This window comes from Phycicoccus sp. HDW14 (assembly GCF_011383005.1).
Taxonomy (GTDB): domain Bacteria; phylum Actinomycetota; class Actinomycetes; order Actinomycetales; family Dermatophilaceae; genus Phycicoccus.
This window is the reverse complement of record NZ_CP049935.1, coordinates 3,686,254-3,707,341: the sequence shown is the minus strand read 5'-3', so window position 1 is coordinate 3,707,341 and position 21,088 is coordinate 3,686,254. Positions and strand designations below refer to the sequence as shown.

The 21,088-nt window shown below is 74.2% G+C and carries 15 protein-coding genes and 6 pseudogenes; 8 read left to right on the top strand and 13 right to left on the bottom strand.

Going from position 1 to position 21,088, the window contains the following annotated elements; all coding sequences use genetic code 11:
• Positions 1-32: 32 nt before the first annotated feature.
• From hutI to G7075_RS18255, 3 genes and pseudogenes are all read right to left on the bottom strand, one after another.
• Complete coding sequence (hutI, locus tag G7075_RS18265; RefSeq protein WP_166123888.1) at positions 33-1,268, bottom strand: imidazolonepropionase; 1,236 nt, start codon at positions 1,266-1,268, stop codon at positions 33-35.
• Complete coding sequence (locus tag G7075_RS18260) at positions 1,265-2,590, bottom strand: formimidoylglutamate deiminase (RefSeq protein ID WP_166123887.1); 1,326 nt, start codon at positions 2,588-2,590, stop codon at positions 1,265-1,267. Before G7075_RS18260 ends, hutI begins: the two co-directional genes overlap by 4 nt.
• Positions 2,587-3,781 (bottom strand): annotated as a pseudogene (locus tag G7075_RS18255) (allantoate amidohydrolase). Before G7075_RS18255 ends, G7075_RS18260 begins: the two are co-directional and overlap by 4 nt.
• 210 nt (positions 3,782-3,991) lie before the next feature.
• Here G7075_RS18255 and G7075_RS18250 point away from each other — a divergent pair.
• Positions 3,992-4,453, top strand: a pseudogene (locus G7075_RS18250) (aminoacyl-tRNA deacylase); the annotation flags it as partial.
• A 140-nt stretch (positions 4,454-4,593) separates the two neighbouring features.
• Here the strand turns inward: G7075_RS18250 and hutU are convergent.
• From hutU to G7075_RS18235, 3 genes are all read right to left on the bottom strand, one after another.
• Positions 4,594-6,249: a urocanate hydratase gene (gene hutU / locus G7075_RS18245; protein WP_166123885.1), complete on the bottom strand. Its 1,656-nt coding sequence runs from the start codon at positions 6,247-6,249 to the stop codon at positions 4,594-4,596.
• A 65-nt stretch (positions 6,250-6,314) separates the two neighbouring features.
• On the bottom strand, positions 6,315-7,877 hold the full coding sequence (gene hutH / locus G7075_RS18240; protein ID WP_166123884.1) for a histidine ammonia-lyase: 1,563 nt from the start codon (positions 7,875-7,877) through the stop codon (positions 6,315-6,317).
• A gap of 107 nt (positions 7,878-7,984) precedes the next feature.
• Positions 7,985-9,775 (bottom strand): ABC transporter ATP-binding protein, encoded by a 1,791-nt coding sequence (locus tag G7075_RS18235; RefSeq protein ID WP_166124496.1) that lies wholly within the window; start codon positions 9,773-9,775, stop codon positions 7,985-7,987.
• A 212-nt stretch (positions 9,776-9,987) separates the two neighbouring features.
• Between G7075_RS18235 and G7075_RS18230 the strand changes: the two genes are divergently transcribed.
• Complete coding sequence (locus tag G7075_RS18230; protein ID WP_240917742.1) at positions 9,988-10,431, top strand: MarR family winged helix-turn-helix transcriptional regulator; 444 nt, start codon at positions 9,988-9,990, stop codon at positions 10,429-10,431.
• 116 nt (positions 10,432-10,547) lie between these two features.
• Here the strand turns inward: G7075_RS18230 and rraA are convergent.
• From rraA to G7075_RS18205, 5 genes and pseudogenes are all read right to left on the bottom strand, one after another.
• Positions 10,548-11,026, bottom strand: a pseudogene (rraA, locus tag G7075_RS18225) (ribonuclease E activity regulator RraA).
• Positions 11,023-11,358 (bottom strand): annotated as a pseudogene (locus G7075_RS18220) (universal stress protein); the annotation flags it as partial. The pseudogenes G7075_RS18220 and rraA, both read right to left, overlap by 4 nt.
• Entirely contained in the window at positions 11,246-12,991 is a 1,746-nt protein-coding gene (locus G7075_RS18215; protein ID WP_240917741.1) for a tripartite tricarboxylate transporter permease, read from the bottom strand. The gene G7075_RS18215 and the pseudogene G7075_RS18220, both read right to left, overlap by 113 nt.
• Positions 12,991-13,449, bottom strand: coding sequence for a tripartite tricarboxylate transporter TctB family protein (locus tag G7075_RS18210; protein ID WP_240918079.1), 459 nt, complete (start codon positions 13,447-13,449; stop codon positions 12,991-12,993). The genes G7075_RS18215 and G7075_RS18210 overlap by 1 nt, the downstream gene beginning before the upstream one ends.
• A gap of 91 nt (positions 13,450-13,540) precedes the next feature.
• Entirely contained in the window at positions 13,541-14,548 is a 1,008-nt protein-coding gene (locus tag G7075_RS18205) for a tripartite tricarboxylate transporter substrate binding protein (RefSeq protein WP_166123881.1), read from the bottom strand.
• A 100-nt stretch (positions 14,549-14,648) separates the two neighbouring features.
• Between G7075_RS18205 and G7075_RS20450 the strand changes: the two genes are divergently transcribed.
• The 6 genes and pseudogenes from G7075_RS20450 (at position 14,649) to G7075_RS18180 (ending at position 19,386) form a co-directional block, all read left to right on the top strand.
• On the top strand, positions 14,649-15,041 hold the full coding sequence (locus tag G7075_RS20450; protein ID WP_205860567.1) for a hypothetical protein: 393 nt from the start codon (positions 14,649-14,651) through the stop codon (positions 15,039-15,041).
• 109 nt (positions 15,042-15,150) lie between these two features.
• Positions 15,151-16,242, top strand: a pseudogene (locus G7075_RS18200) (sensor histidine kinase); the annotation flags it as partial.
• Between the two features lie 163 nt (positions 16,243-16,405).
• Positions 16,406-17,080, top strand: a complete 675-nt coding sequence (locus G7075_RS18195; RefSeq protein ID WP_166123880.1) for a response regulator — start codon at positions 16,406-16,408, stop codon at positions 17,078-17,080.
• 4 nt (positions 17,081-17,084) lie between these two features.
• Positions 17,085-17,846 carry an IclR family transcriptional regulator gene (locus G7075_RS18190; RefSeq protein ID WP_166123879.1) on the top strand — a complete coding sequence of 254 codons (762 nt, stop codon included), beginning with the start codon at positions 17,085-17,087 and terminating at the stop codon, positions 17,844-17,846.
• A 19-nt stretch (positions 17,847-17,865) separates the two neighbouring features.
• The gene (locus G7075_RS18185) at positions 17,866-18,846 is read left to right on the top strand and encodes an NAD(P)H-quinone oxidoreductase (RefSeq protein ID WP_166123878.1); all 981 of its coding nucleotides are present in this window, start codon (positions 17,866-17,868) and stop codon (positions 18,844-18,846) included.
• A 177-nt stretch (positions 18,847-19,023) separates the two neighbouring features.
• The gene (locus tag G7075_RS18180) at positions 19,024-19,386 is read left to right on the top strand and encodes a DUF1304 domain-containing protein (protein WP_166123877.1); all 363 of its coding nucleotides are present in this window, start codon (positions 19,024-19,026) and stop codon (positions 19,384-19,386) included.
• A gap of 88 nt (positions 19,387-19,474) precedes the next feature.
• On the opposite strand, the gene G7075_RS21730 is transcribed toward G7075_RS18180, so the two are convergent.
• Together G7075_RS21730 and G7075_RS18175 are read right to left on the bottom strand one after the other, a co-directional pair.
• Positions 19,475-19,705, bottom strand: coding sequence for a hypothetical protein (locus G7075_RS21730; RefSeq protein WP_240918078.1), 231 nt, complete (start codon positions 19,703-19,705; stop codon positions 19,475-19,477).
• A 315-nt stretch (positions 19,706-20,020) separates the two neighbouring features.
• Positions 20,021-20,994, bottom strand: a pseudogene (locus G7075_RS18175) (AMP-binding protein); the annotation flags it as partial.
• Positions 20,995-21,088 lie beyond the last annotated feature (94 nt).

Genomic DNA, 21,088 nt, shown 5'->3' with positions numbered 1-21,088 from the left:
GATCTCGACCCGCCCGCCTTTCGGGTCGCGCCTCAGCCGAGGTCGAGGGCCTGGGCGAGCGGCATCCCCGGCCGGTAGGCCAGGTGCTCGTGGCCGGGGGCGTCGAGCACCGCGAGGTCGGCCCGGCTCCCCACCGCGACCCGGCCCACGTCGTCACGGCGCAGGGCCCGGGCGCCACCGACGGTCGCGGCCAGGAGCGCCTCGGCCGCGGTCATCCGCAGCTCGCGCACGGCGAGCGCGACGACGAACGGCATCGAGGCGGTGTTGCAGGTGCCCGGGTTGCAGTCCGAGGCCAGCGCCACCGAGACCCCGGCGTCGAGCAGCCGCCGCGCGTCCGGGTAGGGCATCCGGGTGGAGAACTCGACGCCCGGGAGCAGGGTCGCGACGGTGGTGTCGGCGGCGGATGCGAGGTCGTCGACGTCGGTGTCGTCGAGGAAGGTGCAGTGGTCGACCGAGGCCGCACCGAGCTCGACGGCCAGCCGCACCCCGGGACCCGGGCCCAGCTGGTTGCCGTGGACGCGCAGCCCGAGGCCGGCGTCGCGGCCGGCCAGGAGCACCCGGCGGGCCTCGTCACCGGTGAAGGCGTGCGGGCTGTTCGGCTCGCAGAAGACGTCGACCCAGCGGGCCAGCGGGGCGCAGGCGGCGAGCATCGGGCCGGTGACGAGGTCGAGGTAGGCATCGCGGTCGGCGCGGGCCTCGGGCGGCACGACGTGGGCACCGAGGAAGGTCGTCTCGTCGGTGACCTCGCGGGCCAGCCGGAGGCTGCGGGCCTCGTCCTCGACGGTCAGGCCGTAGCCGCCCTTGACCTCGAGCGTCGTCGTGCCGAGGCCTCGGGCCTCGGCCACCCGGGCGGCCAGCAGGGCGCGCAGCTCGTCGTCGCTCGCGGCGCGGGTGGCCGCAACCGAGACCCCGATGCCGCCCCCGTCGTAGGGGGTGCCGGCCATCCGGGCGGCGAACTCGGCGGAGCGGTCGCCGGCGAAGACGAGGTGGCTGTGGCTGTCGACGAACCCGGGGACGACGGCGCGGCCACCGACGTCGAGGGCGCGGTCGGCCGCCGGGGCCTGCGCTACCGGGCCGACCCAGGCGACCAGTCCGTCGGCCACGAGGACCGCGGCGTCGCGCACGATGCCCAGCCGGGCGTCCGCGGGCAACGACCGGTCCGACACCGGTGTCGCGCCGTCGGGCCCGGCGCAGGTGACGAGCTCGCCGATGCCGGTGACGAGGACGGTGCCGGAGCGGGAGCCGGTCCCGCGGCCGGTGGTCGTCATCGCCGCACCGCCGAGATCGACTCCGCGAGAAGGCGACCCACGTCACCGAGGCGGTGCTGTCCACCGCTGACGACGTGCTCGCCGCCGACGACGACGTCGGTGACGTCGGCCGAGGTCGCGGCGTAGAGCACCTGGTCGAGCGCGCACCCGGCCGTCCGCGGGCTGTCGGTGCGCACGGCGACGAGGTCGGCCACGTGGTTGCTCGCGAGGATGCCGCCGTCCGGCCAGCCGAGCGAGTGGTAGCCGTCGAGGGTGGCGATGGCCAGCAGGTCGGACGGGGAGAAGCGGCCGCGCTCGAGGCTGGCCAGGCGCTCGTGCATCTCGACGCCGCGCACCTCCTCGAAGGGGTCGACGACGGCGTGCTGGTCGGAGCCGACGGCCAGCCGGGCGCCCGCCTCGGCGAGGGCGCGGGCCGGGCCGATGCCGTCGGCGAGGTCGCGCTCGGTCGTCGGGCAGAACACCGCGCACGAGCCGGCACCGCCGAGCAGGGCGACGTCGTCGTCAGTGAGGTGGGTGGCGTGGACGAGCGAGGTGGTCCCGCCGAGCAGTCCCTCGTCGGCGAGCACGCGCGCCGGCGTGCGTCCGTAGAACGCCTCGCACGCGAGGTTCTCCCCCGGCTGCTCGGAGAGGTGGGCGTGCAGCGGCCACTGCTCGCGGCGGGCGGTGTCGCCGACCAGCGCGAGGTCGTCGCAGGGCACCGCCCGCACCGAGTGCACGGCCGCCCCGACCCGCCAGCCGAGCCCGGGACGCAGGCCGGACACCCGCTCGATCCAGGCCTCGGCCGAGCCGTCGGAGAAGCGCTGCTGCACCTCGTCGAGCGGCAGGTGGCCGGAGCCCGTGAGGCCGCCCGCGAGGTAGACGGTGTCGAGGAGGGTCAGCCGGATGCCCGCTGCGGCGGCCGCCTCGACGAGCGCGGCGCCCATCGCGTTCGGGTCGTCGTACGGCCGGCCGCTCGGGCCGTGGTGGAGGTAGTGGAACTCACCGACCGCCGTGTACCCGGCGAGGACCATCTCGGCGAAGACGGCGGTCGCCAGGCGACGGTAGGAGTCGGGGTCGAGGTGGTCGGCGAGCGCGTACATCCCGTCGCGCCAGGTCCAGAAGTTGCCCTCCTCGCCGTGCGTGCGTCCGCGCAGGGCCCGGTGGAAGGCGTGGCTGTGGGCGTTGGCCAGCCCGGGCAGGACGAGCCCGTGGAGGACGACGTCGCCGGGCTCGATCGCGCTCTCGGCGATGACCTCGACGATGCGGCCCCGGTCCGTGACGACCCGGACGTGGCGCCTCGCACCGCCGGGGAGCACCGCGTGCTCGCACCAGTACGTGCTCATGCAGCGGTCGGCCCCGCGAGCTCGGCGACGACGTCGGCGAGCGCCGCCACCCCGGTGAGACAGTCGTCGGCGGAGGCCCACTCGTCGGGGCTGTGGCTGACCCCGGTCGGGTTGCGCACGAACAGCATCGCGGTCGGGACGCCGGCGTTGGCGAGGATGCCCGCGTCGTGGCCGGCTCCGGTGGGGATGACGGGGGCGCCGTCGAGCAGGCCGGCGATGCGGGCGACGAGCGCGGCGTCGAAGTCGGTGGTGGGGGTCCAGGACTCCTCGGTGACGAGGGCGTCGAACTCGCCGGCGACGTGGCTCACCTCGGCGACGACCCGGCGCACGGCCTCGGGGTCGCGTCCGCGGGCGTCGAGCCAGCCGGTGGCGCAGCTGGCGATGGCGTTGACGCCGCCGGGCACGACCTCGACCTTGCCGACGGTGGCGAGGCAGTCGTTCTCCTCGGCCGCCCGCCGGGCCGCGATGACCGCGGCGGCCAGGCCGAGCATCGCGTCCTCCCGCTCGTCGAGGGCGGTGGTGCCGGCGTGGTTGGCCTCCCCGGCACGTCGATGCGCCAGCGGCCGTGCGGCCAGATGTCGCTGCCGACCCCCACCGCGTGGCCCAGCCGGTCGAGGGCGCGGCCCTGCTCGACGTGCAGCTCGACGAACGCGCCGATGCGTCGGACCGTGGCGTCGTCGCGGCCGAGGTGGGCGGGGGTACCCCCGGCGCGCTCGATCGCCTCGGCCATCGTCACGCCGTCGAGGTCCTTGAGGGCGCGCGCCCGGTCGGCGGACATCGCGCCGGTGATGACGCGCGAGCCGGCGCAGGCGACCCCGAACCGGGCCCCTCCTCGTCGCCGAAGTTCACGATGCCGATGGGACGGCTCGGCCGGAAGCCGCTCTCGCGCAGGGCGTCGAGGGCGGCCAGCGAGCTGACGACGCCGAGCGGGCCGTCGAAGGCGCCGCCGTCGGGCACCGAGTCGAGGTGCGATCCGATGACGACGCCGGGGTCGCCGCCGGTGACCGCGGCGTCGGGGTCGCCCCACCAGGCCCACTGGTTGCCCATGAGGTCGGACGTGAGGTCGAGCCCGCGCGCGGCGCACTCGCCGGCGAACCACTCGCGCAGGTCGTGGTCGGTCCGCGTCCAGGCATAGCGGCGATAACCCCCCGTGGTGGCGTCGAGCCCCACGGACTCGAGGTCACGCCACATCCTCCGGAAGGCCACGGTCGCCCCATCGGGTGCCTGCCTGCTGGACATGTCGACCATTGGACCAAGTCAGGGGCGGTCACGGGGTCGGAGGGACGAGCGATTGTCTCGCGGGGGAGACGAGGCGGGTCCGACGGTCGGTGAGCGGTCGAGGAGTGGTCGACGCGCGGTCAGCGACCGGGCGGCTCTCGGTCGACGATCTACGCTGGCCGGATGGACGACGGAGCCGACCGCGCCCGGAAGGCCCTCGCCGCCTCCGGGATGGCCTACGAGATCACGAGCCACGGACGGGTCGGCTCGCTCGAGGAGGCCGCCCGGCTGCGGGGCGTCGAGCCGTCGGGCATCGTCAAGACCCTCGTCGTGCGCCGCGCCGAGGACGACCACCTCTTCGTCCTCGTGCCCGGGGACCGCGAGATCTCCTGGCCCAAGCTGCGCGCCCACCTCGGCGTCAACCGGGTCTCGATGCCCGACGCCGAGACCGCCCGGGAGGTCACCGGCTACGAGCGCGGCACCATCACGCCGTTCGGGTCGCTGCGGGCGCTGCCCGTCGTCGCGGACGCGACCCTGACCGGGCGCACGGTGTCGATCGGCGCAGGTGCGCACGGTGTCGCGGCGACGGTCGGGGCCGACGCGCTCGTCGCCGTCCTCGAGGCCGAGGTCGGCGACGTCACCGACCCCGTCACCCTCGCTGACCCGCCCCCCTCCAGACCCGACTTATTGCCCAGAACCCACCTCGCGGGGCCCGGAAAGGCGCCTCGGCGGTGGGTTCTGGGCAATATGTCGGGAGAAGAGCGGGAGGAGGAGGTCGGCCGGGGTCAGGACTCGCGCATCGGGATGCGGACGCCCTGCTCGGCCGCGGTGCGCTCGGCGATGTCGTAGCCGGCGTCGACGTGGCGGATGACGCCCATCGCCGGGTCGTTGGTGAGGACCCGCTCGAGCTTCTGCGCCGCGAGGTCGGTGCCGTCGGCGAGGCTGACCTGCCCGGCGTGGAGGGACCGGCCGATGCCCACACCGCCGCCGTGGTGGATCGACACCCAGCTGGCGCCCGAGGACGTGTTGACCAGCGCGTTGAGCAGCGGCCAGTCGGCGATCGCGTCGGAGCCGTCGAGCATCGACTCGGTCTCGCGGTACGGGCTGGCCACCGAGCCGGTGTCGAGGTGGTCGCGGCCGATGACGATCGGCGCACTCACCGCACCGGTGCGCACGAGGTCGTTGAAGGCCAGGCCGGCCTTGTCACGCTCGCCCTGCCCGAGCCAGCAGATGCGGGCCGGCAGCCCCTGGAACGCGATCCGCTCCTGGGCGCCGCGGATCCACTTGTGCAGCTTCTCGTTCTCGGGGAAGAGGTCGAGCACGGCGCGGTCGGTGGCGGCGATGTCCTTCGGGTCGCCCGAGAGCGCCGCCCAGCGGAACGGGCCCTTGCCCTCGCAGAACAGAGGCCGGATGTAGGCGGGCACGAAGCCCGGGAAGTCGAACGCCCGCTCGCAGCCACCCTGACGGGCCTCGTCGCGGATCGAGTTGCCGTAGTCGAAGACCTCGGCGCCGGCGTCCATGAAGTCGACCATCGCCTGCACGTGCCTGGCCATCGAGGCGCGGGCCCGGTCGGTGAACTCCTCGGGCTTCTTCTCGGCGTACTCGGCCCACTCCTCGACCGAGATGCCCTCGGGCAGGTAGCTCAGCGGGTCGTGGGCGCTCGTCTGGTCGGTGACGACGTCGATGGGGACGCCGCGGCGCAGCAGCTCGGGGAAGACCTCCGCGGCGTTGCCGACGACGCCGACCGACCAGGCGCGGCGCTCGTCCTTGGCGCGCAGGGCGATCTCGACGGCGTGGTCGAGGCTGTCGGCTACCTCGTCGAGGTAGCGGTGCTCGACCCGGCGGTGCAGGCGGGCGGGGTCGACGTCGACGACGAGGCAGACGCCCTCGTTCATCGTGACGGCCAGCGGCTGCGCGCCGCCCATCCCGCCGCAGCCCCCGGTGAGGGTCAGCGTGCCGGCGAGCGTTCCGCCGAAGCGCTTCTCGGCCACCGCGGCGAAGGTCTCGTAGGTGCCCTGGACGATGCCCTGGGTGCCGATGTAGATCCACGAGCCGGCCGTCATCTGGCCGTACATCGTCAGCCCGAGGTGCTCGAGCCGGCGGAACTCGGGCCAGGTGGCCCAGTCGCCGACGAGGTTGGAGTTGGCGATGAGCACCCGCGGCGCCCACTCGTGGGTCTGCATCACCCCCACCGGGCGGCCGCTCTGCACGAGCATGGTCTCGTCGGCCTTGAGGGTGGTGAGGGTGCGGACCATCGCGTCGAAGGAGCGCCAGTCGCGGGCCGCGCGTCCGGTGCCGCCGTAGACGACGAGGTCGTCGGGGCGCTCGGCGACCTCGGGGTCGAGGTTGTTCATCAGCATCCGCAGCGGGGCCTCGGTGCTCCACTGGCGGGCGGTGAGGGTGGTGCCGCGGGGGCTGCGGACCGGGCGGGCGCCGTCCATGTCGTGCTCCTTCGGGTCGGGCGTGCGGGTCGGGCGTGCGGGTCGGGCGTGCGGGGTGGGTCGGGTCAGGCGAGGGGGCCGGTGTGCTGCTCGACGACGCGGCGCACCGTGCCGTCGGTGACGAGGCGGTGGGCGACCTCGATCTCGGGGGCGAGGAAGCGGTCGGGGCCGGGCGAACCGGCACCGGCGCTGGTGAGGGCCTCGACGACGGCGCCGCTGGCCGGGGCGGGGGCCAGCGGGGCGCGCAGCTGCAGTCCCCGGGCCGCGGTGAGGACCTCGACGGCGAGCACCCGGGCGAGGCCGTCGACCGAGCGGCGCAGCTTCCGGGCGGCGGACCAGCCCATCGAGACGTGGTCCTCCTGCATCGCGCTGCTCGGGATGGAGTCGACGGATGCCGGGGCGGCGAGGCGCTTCATCTCGGAGACGATGGCGGCCTGCGTGTACTGGGCGATCATGTGGCCGCTGTCGACGCCGGGGTCGTCGGCGAGGAACGGGGGCAGGCCGTTGCTGCGCGAGACGTCGAGGAAGCGGTCGGTACGGCGCTCGGACATCGAGGCGACGTCGGCCGCGACGATGGCCAGGAAGTCGAGGACGTAGGCGACCGGTGCGCCGTGGAAGTTGCCGTTGGACTCGACGCGGCCGTCGGGGGTGACGACGGGGTTGTCGACGGCGCTCGCCAGCTCGAACCCGGCGACCCGGGCCGCGTGCTCGACGGTGTCACGGGCGCCGCCGGCCACCTGGGGGGCGCAGCGCAGCGAGTAGGCGTCCTGGACGCGGGTGCACTCCTCGGTGCGGTGCGACTCGCGGATCGGGCTGTGCGCCATCACCTTCCGGATGTTCGCGGCACTGACGGCCTGCCCCGGCTGCGGGCGGAGCGTGTGCAGGTCGGCGGCGAAGACGTCGTCGGTGCCGAGCAGGCCCTCGACGCTCATCGCGGCCGAGACGTCGGCGACGACGAGCAGCTCGCGCAGGTCGTGCAGCGCGAGGCAGAGCATCCCGAGCATGCCGTCGGTGCCGTTGACGAGGGCCAGGCCCTCCTTCTCCTCGAGCTCGACGGGGGTGAGCCCGGCGGCGGCGAGGGCGTCGGCGGCGGGCATCCGGGTGCCGTCCGCGTCGCGAACCTCGCCTTCGCCCATGAGGGCCAGCGCGCAGTGCGAGAGGGGCGCGAGGTCGCCGGAGCAGCCGAGCGAGCCGTACTCGTGGACGACGGGCGTGATGCCTGCGTCGAGCATCCCGGCGTACGTGCGGAGGGTCTCCTCGCGGATGCCCGTACGGCCGGTGGCCAGGGTCGCGATGCGCAAGAGCATGAGGGCGCGGACGACCTCGCGCTCGACCTCCGGGCCGGACCCGGCGGCGTGGCTGCGGATGAGGCTGCGCTGCAACCGGTGTCGGAGGTCGACGGGGATGTGGCGGGTGGCCAGGGCGCCGAAGCCGGTCGAGACGCCGTAGTGCGGGCGGGTCTCGCCCGCCAAGCCGCGGATGATCTCGCGGGTGCGGCGGACCTCGGCGAGCGCGGCGTCGTCGAGGTGCACGGGGGCGTCGTGGCGGGCGACGGCGACGACGTCCTCGACGGTCAGCGGTCCGGCGCCGACGACGACGGTCGGGGTGGGGGCGGCGGCAGCGGTCATCCATCCATTGGAGGGCCGACGGAGCGGCGTGACCAGCGGCGCCGCCCCCATCGTGTCTCGCACCCGAGACCGGCACTTTCTCGAGCAATGCCGGAAGGGGCGGGGCGTCAGACCGGGACCGGGGTGCCCTCGGCGGCCGCGACGAGGCCGGCGTACCGGCCGCCGAGCGCGAGCAGCTCCTCGTGCGTGCCGGACTCGACGACCCGTCCGGCCTCGAGCACCGCGATGCGGTCGGCCCGCCGCACGGTCGAGAGCCGGTGCGCGATGGTGACGGTCGTCCGCCCGCGGGCCAGCTCGTCGAGCGCGGTCTGGAGCGCCCGCTCGGTGGCGGTGTCGAGGGCGGACGTCGCCTCGTCGAGGACGAGCACGGGCGGGTCACGCAGGATGGTGCGCGCCACCGCGAGCCGCTGCTGCTCGCCGCCGCTGAACCGGTGCCCCCGTGCTCCGACGACCGTGTCGAGCCCGTCGGGCAGCGAGGCGACGAGGTCGGCCACCTGGGCGGCACCCAGGGCCCGCCACAGCTCGGCCTCGGTGGCCTCGGGCCGGGCGAGCAGCAGGTTGTCGCGCACCGACGCGTGCACGAGGTAGCTCTCCTGCGACACCGTGCCGACGACGGAGGCGAGCACCTCGGGGTCGAGGTCGCGCACGTCGACGCCGTCGACCGTGACGCGTCCGGAGTCGGGGTCGTGGAGGCGGGCCAGCAGGCCGGCGAGCGTCGACTTCCCCGACCCCGTCGCCCCGACGAGGGCCAGCGTCGAGCCGGCCGGCACGTCGAGGCTCACGCCGGAGACGGCGTCCCGGTCCGACCCGGGGTAGCGCACGCTCACGTCGTCGAGCCGGACGTGGCCGGACACCCGTGAGGCGTCCAGGGCCACCGGACGGGTGGGCGCCGGCACCTCGGGCACGAGGTCGAGGTACTCGAAGACCCGCGAGAACAGGGCCATCGAGGTGACCCACTGGACGCCGACGTTGAGCAGCCCCATGAGCGGCCGGAAGATGCCGCCCTGCAGCGCGGTGAAGGCGACGAGCGTGCCGATGGTCATCGCGCCGGACGTCGCCGGCAGCCCGGCCGCCAGGTACACGAGCGCGGGGATGACGGAGAAGACGATCTGCATCGTCGCCATCCGCCAGCGACCGGCCAGCTGCGAGCGCAGCTCGAGTCCCACGAGGTCCTCGGAGGTCGACGAGAAACGTTCCGCCGCAACGCGGCCGGTGCCGAGGGTCTTGGCGAGACGGACGCCGCTGACCGACAGCCCCTCCTCGATCTGCGCGTTGAGGTCGGCGAGCCGGCGCTGCTGCTGCGTGGTGACCTCGCGACGCAGGAGGGCGACCCGACGGGTCAGCCACAGCGCGGGCGGCACCACGATGAGCGAGAGGAGCGATAGCCGCCAGGACAGGGCGACCATCGCAACGGCGGTGGCGACGGCCGTCGTGACGTTCGAGGCGATGGAGGTCGCCGTCGAGGTGACGACGCCCTGCATCCCGCCCACGTCGTTGACGAGGCGCGACTGGACCTCGCCGCCACGGGTGCGCGTGAAGAAGCCGAGCGACTGGCGCTGGAGGTGGGTGAAGACGTCGGTGCGCAGGCCGTGCATGACCCGCTGGCCGACCTGGGTCGAGAGCCAGGTCTGGACGACGCCGAGCAGCTGGGTGACGGCCGCGACGGCGACCATCGCGGCGACGGCGAGCACGAGGAGGCGCACGTCCCGCTGCGGCAGCGCGACGTCGACGACCTCGCGGACGAGGAAGGGCTGGGCGAGACCGACGATGCTCGTGACGACGATGATCGCCACGACGACGGAGATGCGGGCGCGGTGCGGACGGAAGAGCGCGACCACCCGGGCGAGGCTGACGGGCGACTCCTCGAGCCGGGCGCGGTCGCGTGGGTCGACGGTCATCGCACCGCCGCGACCGCCGCGACCGCCGCCGTGGGCGGACCCGCCGTGGGCGGCGCCGCCGGGGGTGGGGCCGAGGGCGGGCGGGGTGGACTGGGGGCGGACGGGGGTCTGGGGCGGGGCCGCTGTCACGGGCACCCCTCCTTCCGGTGGACGTTTTAGTGAGGTTACCTCACAATGAGGCAAACGCACCACTCGCCGGTAGCATTCCCTCCGTGCACCCCCGCGACGACACCCCCGCCGCCGACCTCGACCTCGGCGACCTCGTGATGCGCGTCGCCCGCGACCTGCGCCGCACCGGGATGACGGCCTACGAGCCCTACGACCTCGCGCCCCACCACGCGCGGGCGCTGCGCGTCGTCGCCCACCACGGCACGATGCGCCTCGGCGAGCTGGCCCAGCACCTGCGCGTCGCCCCGCGCTCGGTCACCGACGTCGTCGACGCCCTCGAGGACCGCCGGCTGGTGCGTCGCTCCCCCGACCCCACCGACCGGCGGGCCCAGGTCGTCGGCCTGACCGAGGAGGGGCGCCGGCTGGTCGACGAGGTCGACGCGGCACGACGCACCGGTGCCGAGGCCTACTTCGGGCGCCTGCCGGAGCGCGACCGCGCGAGCCTGCGGCGCATCCTCGAACGCCTCGACGAGCAGGCCGGCGACTGACCGCCGACCGCGGGCCATCCCCTCCGGAACCCCGTCGAAGGTACAGAACACGCCGCATGCGCACGGGCGCACACGGCGTGTTCTGTACCTTCGACGGGTGGGAGGCCCCGGCAGCGTCAGGGGCGGGTGACGAGCACCCCGTCCTCGTCGGCCCAGAGCGTGGCCCCGGGCACGAACTCCACGCCCCGAAGCCGACCGGCTCGTCGCGCGACCCCACACCGTCCTTCGCGGACTTGCGCGGGTTCGACCCGAGCGCGAGCACCCCGAGCGGCAGGCCGCCCAGCGCCACGACGTCGCGCACCGTCCCGTGGATGACCACGCCCGCCCAGCCCTGCGCCACCGCGGAGCCGGCGATGAGGTCGCCCATGAGCGCCGACTCGAGCGAGCCGCCGCCGTCGACGACGAGCACCCGGCCCTCCCCCGGCTCGGCGAGCGCGGCCTTGACGAGCGCGTTGTCACGGTGGCAGCGCACCGTGCTGACCGGCCCGGTGAAGCGCGCCACCCCGCCGTACCGCCGCAGCTGCACGGAGCACGACTGGAGCGCGTCACCGTGCTCGTCGTAGAGGTCGGCGGTCGTGAAGTCCTCGGCGCTCATGCCTCGTCCTCCTTGACGGCCAGCACGGGGCAGCGCGCGTCGAGGAGGATGCGCTGGGCCACCGAGCCCATGATCAGCTTGCCGACCGCGGTGCGGTGGCGCAGACCGATGACGACGACCGACGCGCCCCGGGACGAGGCCTCGGACACGATGACGTCGGCGGGGTCGCTGCCCTCCTCGACCTGGACGACCTCGACCTCGACCCCCAGCTCGCGCACGTCACGCTCGACCCGCGCGAGGTCGGACGACCCGGCCCGCCGGGCGTCCACGAGGACGTCGTCGCGCGCCATGTTGAGCACGACGAGCGGCTCGGCGCGGCGGCGCGACTCCTCGACTCCGGCGCGGAGGGTGGCCTCCCCCAACGGGTTCGGGACGTAGCCCACGAGAACGGTCATGCCGAGGGTCCTTGCCACTGGGCGACACCGGCGAGGGGGACGCCGGGGGATGCGAGGTGCCGTCGTCGTCCGGCCCGTCGTCGCCCCCGCGGCCCCGACCGCGCAGCCGGGACACGAGCGGCCACAGGAGGACGGCCAGGATGAAGGCGTAGCAGACCCAGGCCACCGGCCCGCCGATGAGGCCGGAGACCTCGCCGCCGGTCAGCTGCAGCGCCTGGCGGCCCTTGCGCTCGACGAGCGGGCCGAGGATGGCGCCGACGATGAGCGGCAGCACCGGGAGCCCGAAGCGGCGCATCGCGAAGCCGACGGCGCCGAGGCCGAGGAGCAGGAACAGGTCGAACGGCTGGGCGTTGGTCGCGTAGGCACCCATCGACGCGAAGAAGAGGATCCCCGCGTAGAGGTAGGGCCGCGGGATGCGCAGCAGCCTGGCCCACGTCGGCGCCAGCGGGAGGTTGAGCACGAGGAGGAAGAAGTTGCCGATGAACAGGCTGGCGATGAGCATCCAGACGAGGTCGGGCTCCTTGGTGAGCAGGAGCGGGCCGGGCTCGATGCCGTAGGACGAGATCGCGGCGATGATGATCGCCGCCGTCGCGTTGGTCGGGAGGCCGAGGGCCAGCAGCGGCACCATCGTCCCCGCCGCGGAGGCGTTGTTCGCGGCCTCCGGGCCGGCGACGCCCTCGATGGCGCCCTTGCCGAACTCCTCGGGGTGCTTGGTCAGCTTCCGCTCGGTGAGGTACGAGAGGAACGTCGGGATCTCGGCGCCGCCGGCGGGGATGGCCCCGAACGGGAAGCCCAGCGCGGTGCCGCGCAGCCACGGCTTCCACGACCGCCCCCAGTCCTCCTTCGACATCCACGGGCGACCGACGGGGATGACCGTGGCGGCCTTGCGGCGCAGGTGCGCCGCGACCCAGAGCCCCTCGCCGACCGCGAAGATGCCGACCGCGATGACGACCACGTCGATGTTGTCGGCGAGGAACGGGCTGCCGAAGGTGAGCCGCTGCTGACCGGTGACGAAGTCGGTGCCGACCAGGCCGAGCGCGAGCCCGACGAGCAGGGCCGCGAAGCCGCGGACCCGGGAGGACCCGAGGATCGCGGCGGTGCCCACGAAGGCGACGAGGATGATCGCGAGGAACTCCGGCGGCCCGAGGGTGATCGCGAAGGAGACGACCTGGGGCATGACGAGCACGATGAGCGCCGTGGCGATCGTGCCGGCGACGAACGAGCCGATCGCCGAGGTCGCGAGGGCCTGGGCGGCCCGCCCGGCCTTGGCCATCTTGTTGCCCTCGAGGGCGGTGACGACCGAGGCGGACTCGCCGGGGGTGTTGAGGAGGATCGAGGTCGTCGAGCCCCCGTACATCCCGCCGTAGAAGATGCCGCCGAAGAGGATGAGCGACTGCTCGACCGGCAGGCCGTAGGTGATCGGCAGGAGCAGCGCGACGGTCATCGCGGGGCCGATGCCGGGCAGGACGCCGACGGCGGTGCCGACGGTGACCCCGAGCAGCGCGATGAGCAGGTTCATCGGCGTGATGACGTCGGCGAAGCCGCCGAGCAGGGCGTTGAGGTTGTCCATCAGAGGATCCCCTGGAGCACGCCGGCGGGCAGGTTGACCCCGAGCCCGATGGCGAACGCGTAGAAGGTGGTGAGCGAGAGGGCGATCCCGATCGCGAGACCGCGCACGTGGTGGCGGTTGCCGAGCGCGAAGGCCGCGAGGAAGAACAGCAGCGCACCGCTGATGACCCAGCCGAGCGGCTCGATGAGGACGGCGTTGAGGAGGAAGGCGCCGGCGAGCATCCCGACGGTCTTCCAGTCGGCGCGCTGGCCGAGCTCGACGTCCTCTCCGGTCTCGGCCTCGCCGACCCCGCCGCGCAGGACGTCGACCGCGTAGAGGACGGCGACGACGAGCAGGCCCCCGCCCACGAGGAAGGGCATCGCCTTCGGTCCGACCGGGTCGTTGCTGCTCGTGACGGCGCCGAGACGGCTCGCGTCGACGAGGACGACGACCCCGACCACGGCCAGGGCCGCGCACAGCCCGAGCTGCGCGCGGTCCCGGACCCGGCCGAGAGGGCCGGCCCCGGAGGGCGTGGTGCCCTCCGGGGCGGTGGTGGCCTCGGTGCTCACGTCAGGCCAGGCCGAGGGTCTGGAGGATCTTCGCGACCTCGGCGTCCTGCGCGGTGAGGAAGCTGCCGAACTCGTCGCCCGTCTCGAAGGCGTCGACCCAGCCGCGCTTCTCGAGCTCGGCCTTCCACGCGGCGGAGGCGTGCATCTTCGTGAAGGCGTCGACCCAGACGGCCTTGTCGGCGTCGGAGAGCCCGGGCGGGGCGACGACGCCGCGCCAGTTGGTGAACTCGAGGTCGATGCCGCTCTCCTTGAGCGTCGGGACATCGGGCAGGGCGGCCACGCGCTCGGCGCTCGTCACGGCGAGGATGCGGACGTCGCCGGCCTCGACCTGGTCGAGGAACTCGCCGAAGCCGCTGGCGCCGAAGGCGATCTTCTTGCCGAGGATGGCCGGGAGCAGCTCGCCGCCGCCGTCGTAGGAGACGTAGCTGACCGTCTTGGGGTCGATGCCGGCCGCCTGCGCGAGCTGCATCGGCAGGAGGTGGTCGGGGCCGCCGGGCGAGGACCCGCCGCCGACCGCGAGGCCCTTGGGGTCCGCCTTCCACGCCGCGACGAGGGCGGTGATGTCCTGGTACGGGGAGTCCTTGGGCACGACGATCGCGCCGGCCTCCTCGATGAGCTTGGCGATCGGGGTGGTCTCCGACAGCTTGGCCTGCGACTTCTGGGTGTACGCGGCGCCGACGACGCCGAGCCCCATCTGCATGGCGAGCTTGCCGTTGCCCTTCTCGTTGACGACGCGCTGGAGGCCGACGGTGCCGCCGGCACCCGGGAGGTTGAAGACCTGCACGCTGCCGGTGATCTTCTCCTTCTCCATCACCTGGGCCGCCGTGCGGGCGGTCGTGTCGTACCCGCCGCCCGGGCTGTTCGGGACCATGTACTGGAGGCCGGTCGCCGGGGCGCCACCACCGGAGGAGGACGCACCCCCGCTGCCCTGGTCCTTCGTGGCGCCGCAGCCGGTGAGGGCCAGCGTGGCCGCGACGAGCGCGCCGAGCGCGATGCGGTGGAGTCTCATCGTCGAGATCCCTTTCCTGTGGTGGAGTGGAACGCGATGATCGTGGGCGACCGACCCGAAGCCTGTCGCGCTTCTGTCCGCAACGGAGGTTGAGTACATAGTGGTCACGCGCCGACGACGCCGGGCGACCCTCGCCGGGCAGCTCTTCGCGCTGCAGCTCGCCATCATCGGCGTCGTCCTGCTCGCCGTCGCCGCCGTCTCGCTCGCCCAGTCCGACGCCACTTTCGAGCGCGTGGAGGGCCGGCGGGTCTCGGCCCTCGGCGAGCAGCTGGCCACCAACCCGCTCGTGCGCGCCAACCTCGACCAGCCGGAGAGCCGCACCGGGCTCGCGACCCTCGCCCTCGGCCTCGTCGCCCAGGCCAACATCACGTCGGTGACCTTCGCGGAGCCCGACCTCGACGTCCGGGTCTCGACCGACCCCTCCCTCGAGGAGCGGCCCCTCCCCTCGGCGACCCGCGGGTCGCACGCGGTGGCAGCTGGTCGGGGACCCTGACCCTCGACGGGCGCGAGTACCTCGCCTCGCAGGTGCCGGTGCTCGGTGGCGACGACGACGACAAGGACCCGGCCACCCCACCCGGGCGGGCGAGCTGCTCGGCACCGTGATGGTCACCGAGGCCCGGCCGTCCACGTGGGAACGGCTGCAGGGCACCAGCTCCTACCTGCTCACCTACCTCGGCATCGCCCTCGTCGTCGGGCTGGGCGGCTCGTGGCTGCTCTCGCGGCGGATCAAGCGCCAGACCCGCGGGCTCGAGCCGCGCGAGATCGCCGGCCTCGCCGAGCACCGGGAGGCGATGCTGCGCGGCATCGCCGAGGGGGTCATCGCCCTCGACCCGCAGCACCGCATCACCCTCGTCAACGAGGTCGCGCGGCGGCTGCTCGACCTGCCCGAGCACGCCGTCGGCACGTCGGTGGCCGACCTGCGCATCGAGGGCCGGCTGCGCGAGGTGCTCGTCGGCGAGAACCCCCGCGACCGCACGGACCTCGCTCCCGGCGACCACGTCACCGCGGCGCGCGACGAGGTCGTCATCCGCCGTGGGAGGGTGCTCGTCATGAGCACGATGCGGGTGGTCAGCGGCGACCGCGTGCTCGGCACGGTCACGACGATGCGCGACCGCACGGAGATGGCCGACCTCGAGCGCGAGATCGGGTCGTTCCGGTCGACGGCGCACGTGCTGCGTTCGCAGGCACACGAGTTCGCCAACCAGCTGCACACGATCAGCGGCCTCATCCAGATCGGCGAGCTCGACGAGGTGGTCCGCTACGTCGACGCCCTGAGCGAGCAGCGCACCGCGCTCGACCTCGTCGTCACCACCCTGGTCGCCGACCCCACCATCGCGGCCCTGCTCATGGCCAAGGCCGCGACCGCCAACGAGCGGCGCATCGACCTCACCATCGCCGACGACTCCCGCCTCGAGCGGCTCGAGGCCCACGACGCGGCCGACGTCGCGACGGTCCTCGGCAACCTCGTCGACAACGCCTTCGACCACGCGCCGAAGGGTTCTGCGACACCGCCGTCCGTGCGGATCCGGATCCGGCAGGACGCGAGCACCGTCGAGATCGTCGTCGACGACTCGGGGCCCGGCGTGCCGGACGAGCTGCGGGAGAGCCTCTTCGAGCACGGCGTGACGACCAAGCGGGTCGACCCGCTGGAACACGGGGTCGGCCTGGCCCTGACCCGGCTGGTCTGCCGGCGGCGCGGCGGCGAGATCGACGTCGAGCGGCTCGAGGGCACGACCCGCTTCACCGCGCGCCTCGGGGTGTCGACCTTCGTCGACCCCCAGTCCCCCGCACCGGGACCCGCGTCCGGGGGCGCGCCGGGGACCGCGCCCCCGCCGTCCCGGCAGTGGAGGTCCGCTCGTGATCCGCGTGCTCGTCGTCGACGACGACTTCCGGGTGGCCCGCATCCACGTCGGCTTCGTGCAGCGCGTGCCGGGTTTCGAGGTCGTCGGGGTGGCGCACTCCGGCGCGGAGGCCCTGGTGGCCGTCGAGGAGCTCGCCCCCGACCTGCTGCTCCTCGACCTGTACCTCCCCGACCGCTTCGGGCTCGACCTGCTCGCCGACGTGCACGCGGGCTCCCATCCGTGCGACGCCATCGTCATCACGGCCGCCAAGGAGGGCGACGCGGTGCGCGCGGCCATCCGGCTCGGGGTCACCGACTACCTCCTCAAGCCGTTCGGGTTCGCCGACCTCGAGGACCGCCTGCGCCGCTACGAGGCCCAGCGGGCGGTCCTGGCCCGGGCCGAGGTGTCCGACCAGTCCGACATCGACCGCGCCCTCTCCCGCAACGCCACCCGCGGCGGGTCGGCGTCGGTGCCGAAGGGCCTCAGCCCGGAGACCGCGCGCCTCGTGCAGTCGGCGCTGCGCGAAGCATCGGGTCCGTTGTCGGCCACCGACGTCGCCGAGGTCATCGGCGTCTCGCGGGTCAGCGCCCGCCGCTACCTCGAGCACTTCGCGTCGCGGGACGAGGCGGTCGTGCGGCTGCGCTACGGCTCCACGGGGCGCCCCGAGCGGCTCTACGAGTGGACCGGCTGACGCGATGGCCAACGCCCCCGCGGCCGCGCACGCCCTCGACGTCCTCGGCCTCATCGCCCGGCACGGCGAGCCGGTGCCCGCCGCCGCCATCGCCCGCGACCTCGGGCTGCCGCGCTCGAGCGTCTACCACCTGCTCGCCGTGCTCGTGGAGCGCGGCTACGTGCGCCACCTCCCCGAGGAGCGGCGCTACGGCCTCGGGCTCGCGTCCTACGAGCTGGGCTCGGCCTACCAGCGGCAGGCGCCGCTCTCGCGGATGGCCCGCGGGCCGATGGACCGCCTCGTCGACGCCTGCGGGCAGAACGCGCACCTCGCGGTGCTCCACGGTGCCGACGTGCTCTACGTCGTCGAGCAGCGCGCCCCGCGGCGGCCGCCGCTCGTCACCGACGTCGGGGTCCGGCTGCCGGCTCCGTTGACCGCGACCGGGCTGGCGATGCTCGCCGCCCTGCCGGCCGCGCAGGTGCGCGCGCTGTTCCCCGACCGGGCGGCGCTCGTGCACCGTGACGGGCGCGGGCCGACGTCGACGACCCAGCTGCGCTCGTGGCTCCAGGCCGTGCGCCAGCGCGGGCACGCGGTCGAGGACGGCCTCGTGACACCGGGACTCGGCTCGGTCGCGGTCGCGGTGCTCGACGCCAACGACTACCCGGTGGCGGCCGTGGCCGTCACGTACCCGCAGTCCGACGTCGACGACGAGGAGCGCGGCCGGCTCGTGCACGCCGTGCGGCAGACGGCGGCGACGGTGGCCTCCCGGGTGGGGCGGGCCCGCTGAGGTCGCCTAGCCTCGGGGGATGAAGGCGATCACCGTCCCTGCCCCCGGGGGGCCCGAGGCCCTCGTCCTCTCCGACGTCGAGGCGCCCGAGCCGCGCGCCGGTGAGGTGCTGGTGCGCGTGGCGGCGGCCGGCGTCAACCGCGCCGACTCGATGCAGCGCCAGGGCCTCTACCCACCGCCGCCCGGCGAGTCCGAGGTGCCTGGGCTCGAGGTGAGCGGCGTCGTCGAGGCACTCGGCGACGGGGTCGAGGGCTGGTCGGTCGGCGACGAGGTGTGCGCGCTGCTCGCCGGCGGCGGGTACGCGGAGCTCGTGCGGGTCCCAGCCGCGCAGCTGCTGCCGGTGCCGTCGGGGGTGTCGCTCGTCGACGCCGCCGCGCTGCCCGAGGTGGTCTGCACCGTGTGGTCGAACGTCTTCCTCACGGCGAACCTCCAGCCGGGCGAGGTCCTGCTCGTGCACGGCGGGTCCTCCGGCATCGGGACGATGGCCGTCCAGCTGGCCAAGGCCGTGGGCGCGACGGTGGCGGTGACGGCGGGGTCGGCCGAGAAGCTCGAGGCGTGCCGCGCGCTCGGGGCCGACGTCCTCGTGAACTACCGGGAGGAGGACTTCGTCGAGCGGGTGCGCGAGGCCACGGGCGGGCACGGCGCCGACGTCGTGCTCGACAACATGGGCGCGAAGTACCTCGGCCGCAACGTCGACGTGCTCGCGGTCAACGGGCGGCTCGTCGTCATCGGGATGCAGGGCGGCCGGGTCGGCGAGCTCGACCTCGGGGCGCTGCTCGCCAAGCGGGGCGCGGTCATCGCGACGTCGCTGCGGGCCCGGCCGGCCGGGGAGAAGGCGGCGATCGTGGCCGCCGTCCGCGAGCACGTGTGGCCGCTCGTCGAGGACGGGGTGGTGCGGCCGGTCGTGCACTCGCGGCACCCGCTCGGGTCGGCCGCCGACGCCCACCGGGAGCTCGAGGAGAGCGGCCACATCGGCAAGATCCTGCTCACCGTCGGCTGACCGGGCCGGGGGCGGTGGTGCCGGCAGTGGGGCCGCCGGTGGTGGCGCTGGTGGCGCCGAACTGGGGGTGATCACCCCCGGTCGGGCGCCACGGACGCCACCACGACGCAGGCCCGCCGGCTGTCGTCGGTGGACGAGGGGCTGCGCCCACGGGCGGGGGTGCGGTAGACATCGCGGATGAGCGTCGCCGCGACCGTCCTGACCGCCCTCGTCGGGCTGATCCACGTCTACATCGTCGTCCTCGAGATGGCCCTGTGGGACACCCCGCGCGGGCGGGCGACCTTCGGCACGACGCCACAGCTCGCGAAGCAGACCACCGTGCTCGCCGCGAACCAGGGGCTGTACAACGGCTTCCTCGTCGCGGGGATCGCGCTGGCGCTCGTCGGGCCGCAGGACCACCGGTACGCGTTCGCGCTCTTCACGCTGGGCTGCGTGGTGGTCGCCGGGGTGTTCGGCGCCGCGACGTCGAACAAGCGGATCCTGGTCGTCCAGGCCCTGCCGGCGGCGCTGGCGCTGGTGGCGCAGGTGCTCGCCCACTGAGCGAGCGCCCACCCCCGGGTCCGTGCGACCTGCGCGGGTCCGGGCGCGGTCGCACACGGACCCGCGCAGATCGCACGGGGCCGGGCCATCAGTTGACCTGGCGGTCGCGGCCCTCCCAGTACGGCGCGCGCAGCTTGAACTTCTGCAGCTTGCCCGTGGCCGTGCGCGCCAGCTCGTCGCGGAACTCCACCGACGTCGGCGCCTTGTACCCGGCGGCGCGCTCCTTGCACCACGCGACGAGCTCGGCCTCCGACACCGACTCCCCCGGCGCGAGCACGACGAGCGCCTTGATGGTCTCGCCCCACTTCTCGTCCGGCACCCCGATGACCGCGACCTCGGTGACCGCGGGGTGGCTGAAGATCACGTCCTCGACCTCGATCGACGACACGTTCTCGCCGCCGGTGATGATGACGTCCTTCTTGCGGTCCGAGATCGTCAGGTAGCCGTCGTCGCCGATGACCCCGCCGTCGCCGGTGTGGAACCAGCCGTCCTCGAGCGCCCGCTCCGACTCCTCCGGCTGCTCCCAGTACCCCTCGAGCACGACGTTCGAGCGGGCCAGCACCTCGTGGTCCGGCGACAGCGACAGCGTCACCCCGAGCGCCGGCGCCCCCGCCCGCACGAGCCGGTCGGCCCGCTCCTCGGTGGACAGGTCGTCCCACTCGGCCCGCGTGCGGTTGATGGTCAGCAGGGGTGAGGTCTCGGTCAGGCCGTAGATCTGGATGAACTCCCACCCGAGCTCGGCCTCGACCCGCGCGACGGTCTTCGTCGGCGGTGGCGCCCCGGCGACGATGATGCGCACCCGGTCGCGACCGGGGACCTCCCCCTCCCAGGACTGCGCCGCCTCGAGCACCGCGTTGACGACCGCCGGCGCCGCGCACATGAACGTCACCCCGTGCGCCTCGACCCGCCGCAGGATCTCGGCCCCGTCGACCTTGCGCAGGACGACCTGCTTGACCCCGAGCCCGGTCGTCGCGAACGGCATCCCCCAGCCGTTGGCGTGGAACATCGGCAGCGTGTGCAGGTAGACGTCACGGTCGGTGACCCCGGCGTGCAGCGCGAAGGTCAGCGCGTTGGTCCAGATGTTGCGGTGGGTGATCTGCACGCCCTTGGGCCGCGCCGTCGTCCCGGACGTGTAGTTGATGGTCGCCGTCGCGTTCTCGTCGCGCTCCCAGGCCCGCGGCGTGGCCCCCTCCGGCGCGAGGATGGCCTCGTCGTCGCCGAGGACGAACCGGTGCTCGGCCGTCACCGACGACAGCGCGGCGTCGACCTCGGGGTCGACCAGCAGCACCCGCGCCCCGGAGTGCTCGACGATGTAGCGCACCTCGTCCGGGCGCAGCCGGAAGTTGACCGGCACGAGCACCCGCCCCGACCCACAGACCCGAAGAACGACACGAGCATCCGGGCGGCGTTGTGCGACACGATCGCCACCCGCTCGCCGACCTCGATGCCCAGCTCGTCGAGCCGGGCGGCCTGGCGCCCGGCGAGCGCCGCGACGTCGGCGTAGGTGAGGTCGGGCAGCGGGTCGGCCACCTGCTGGGGCTCGTCGACGACACCCACCCGATCGCCGTAGACCGTCCTCGCACGGTCGATGAAGTCGGACACGGTCATCGGGACGAGCATCGGCGCTCCTTCGTCGGCGGGGGTCCTGCTGCGCCCATCCTCATCGACGGCGAGCCGGACCGCCACCACCCGGTCGGCGAGA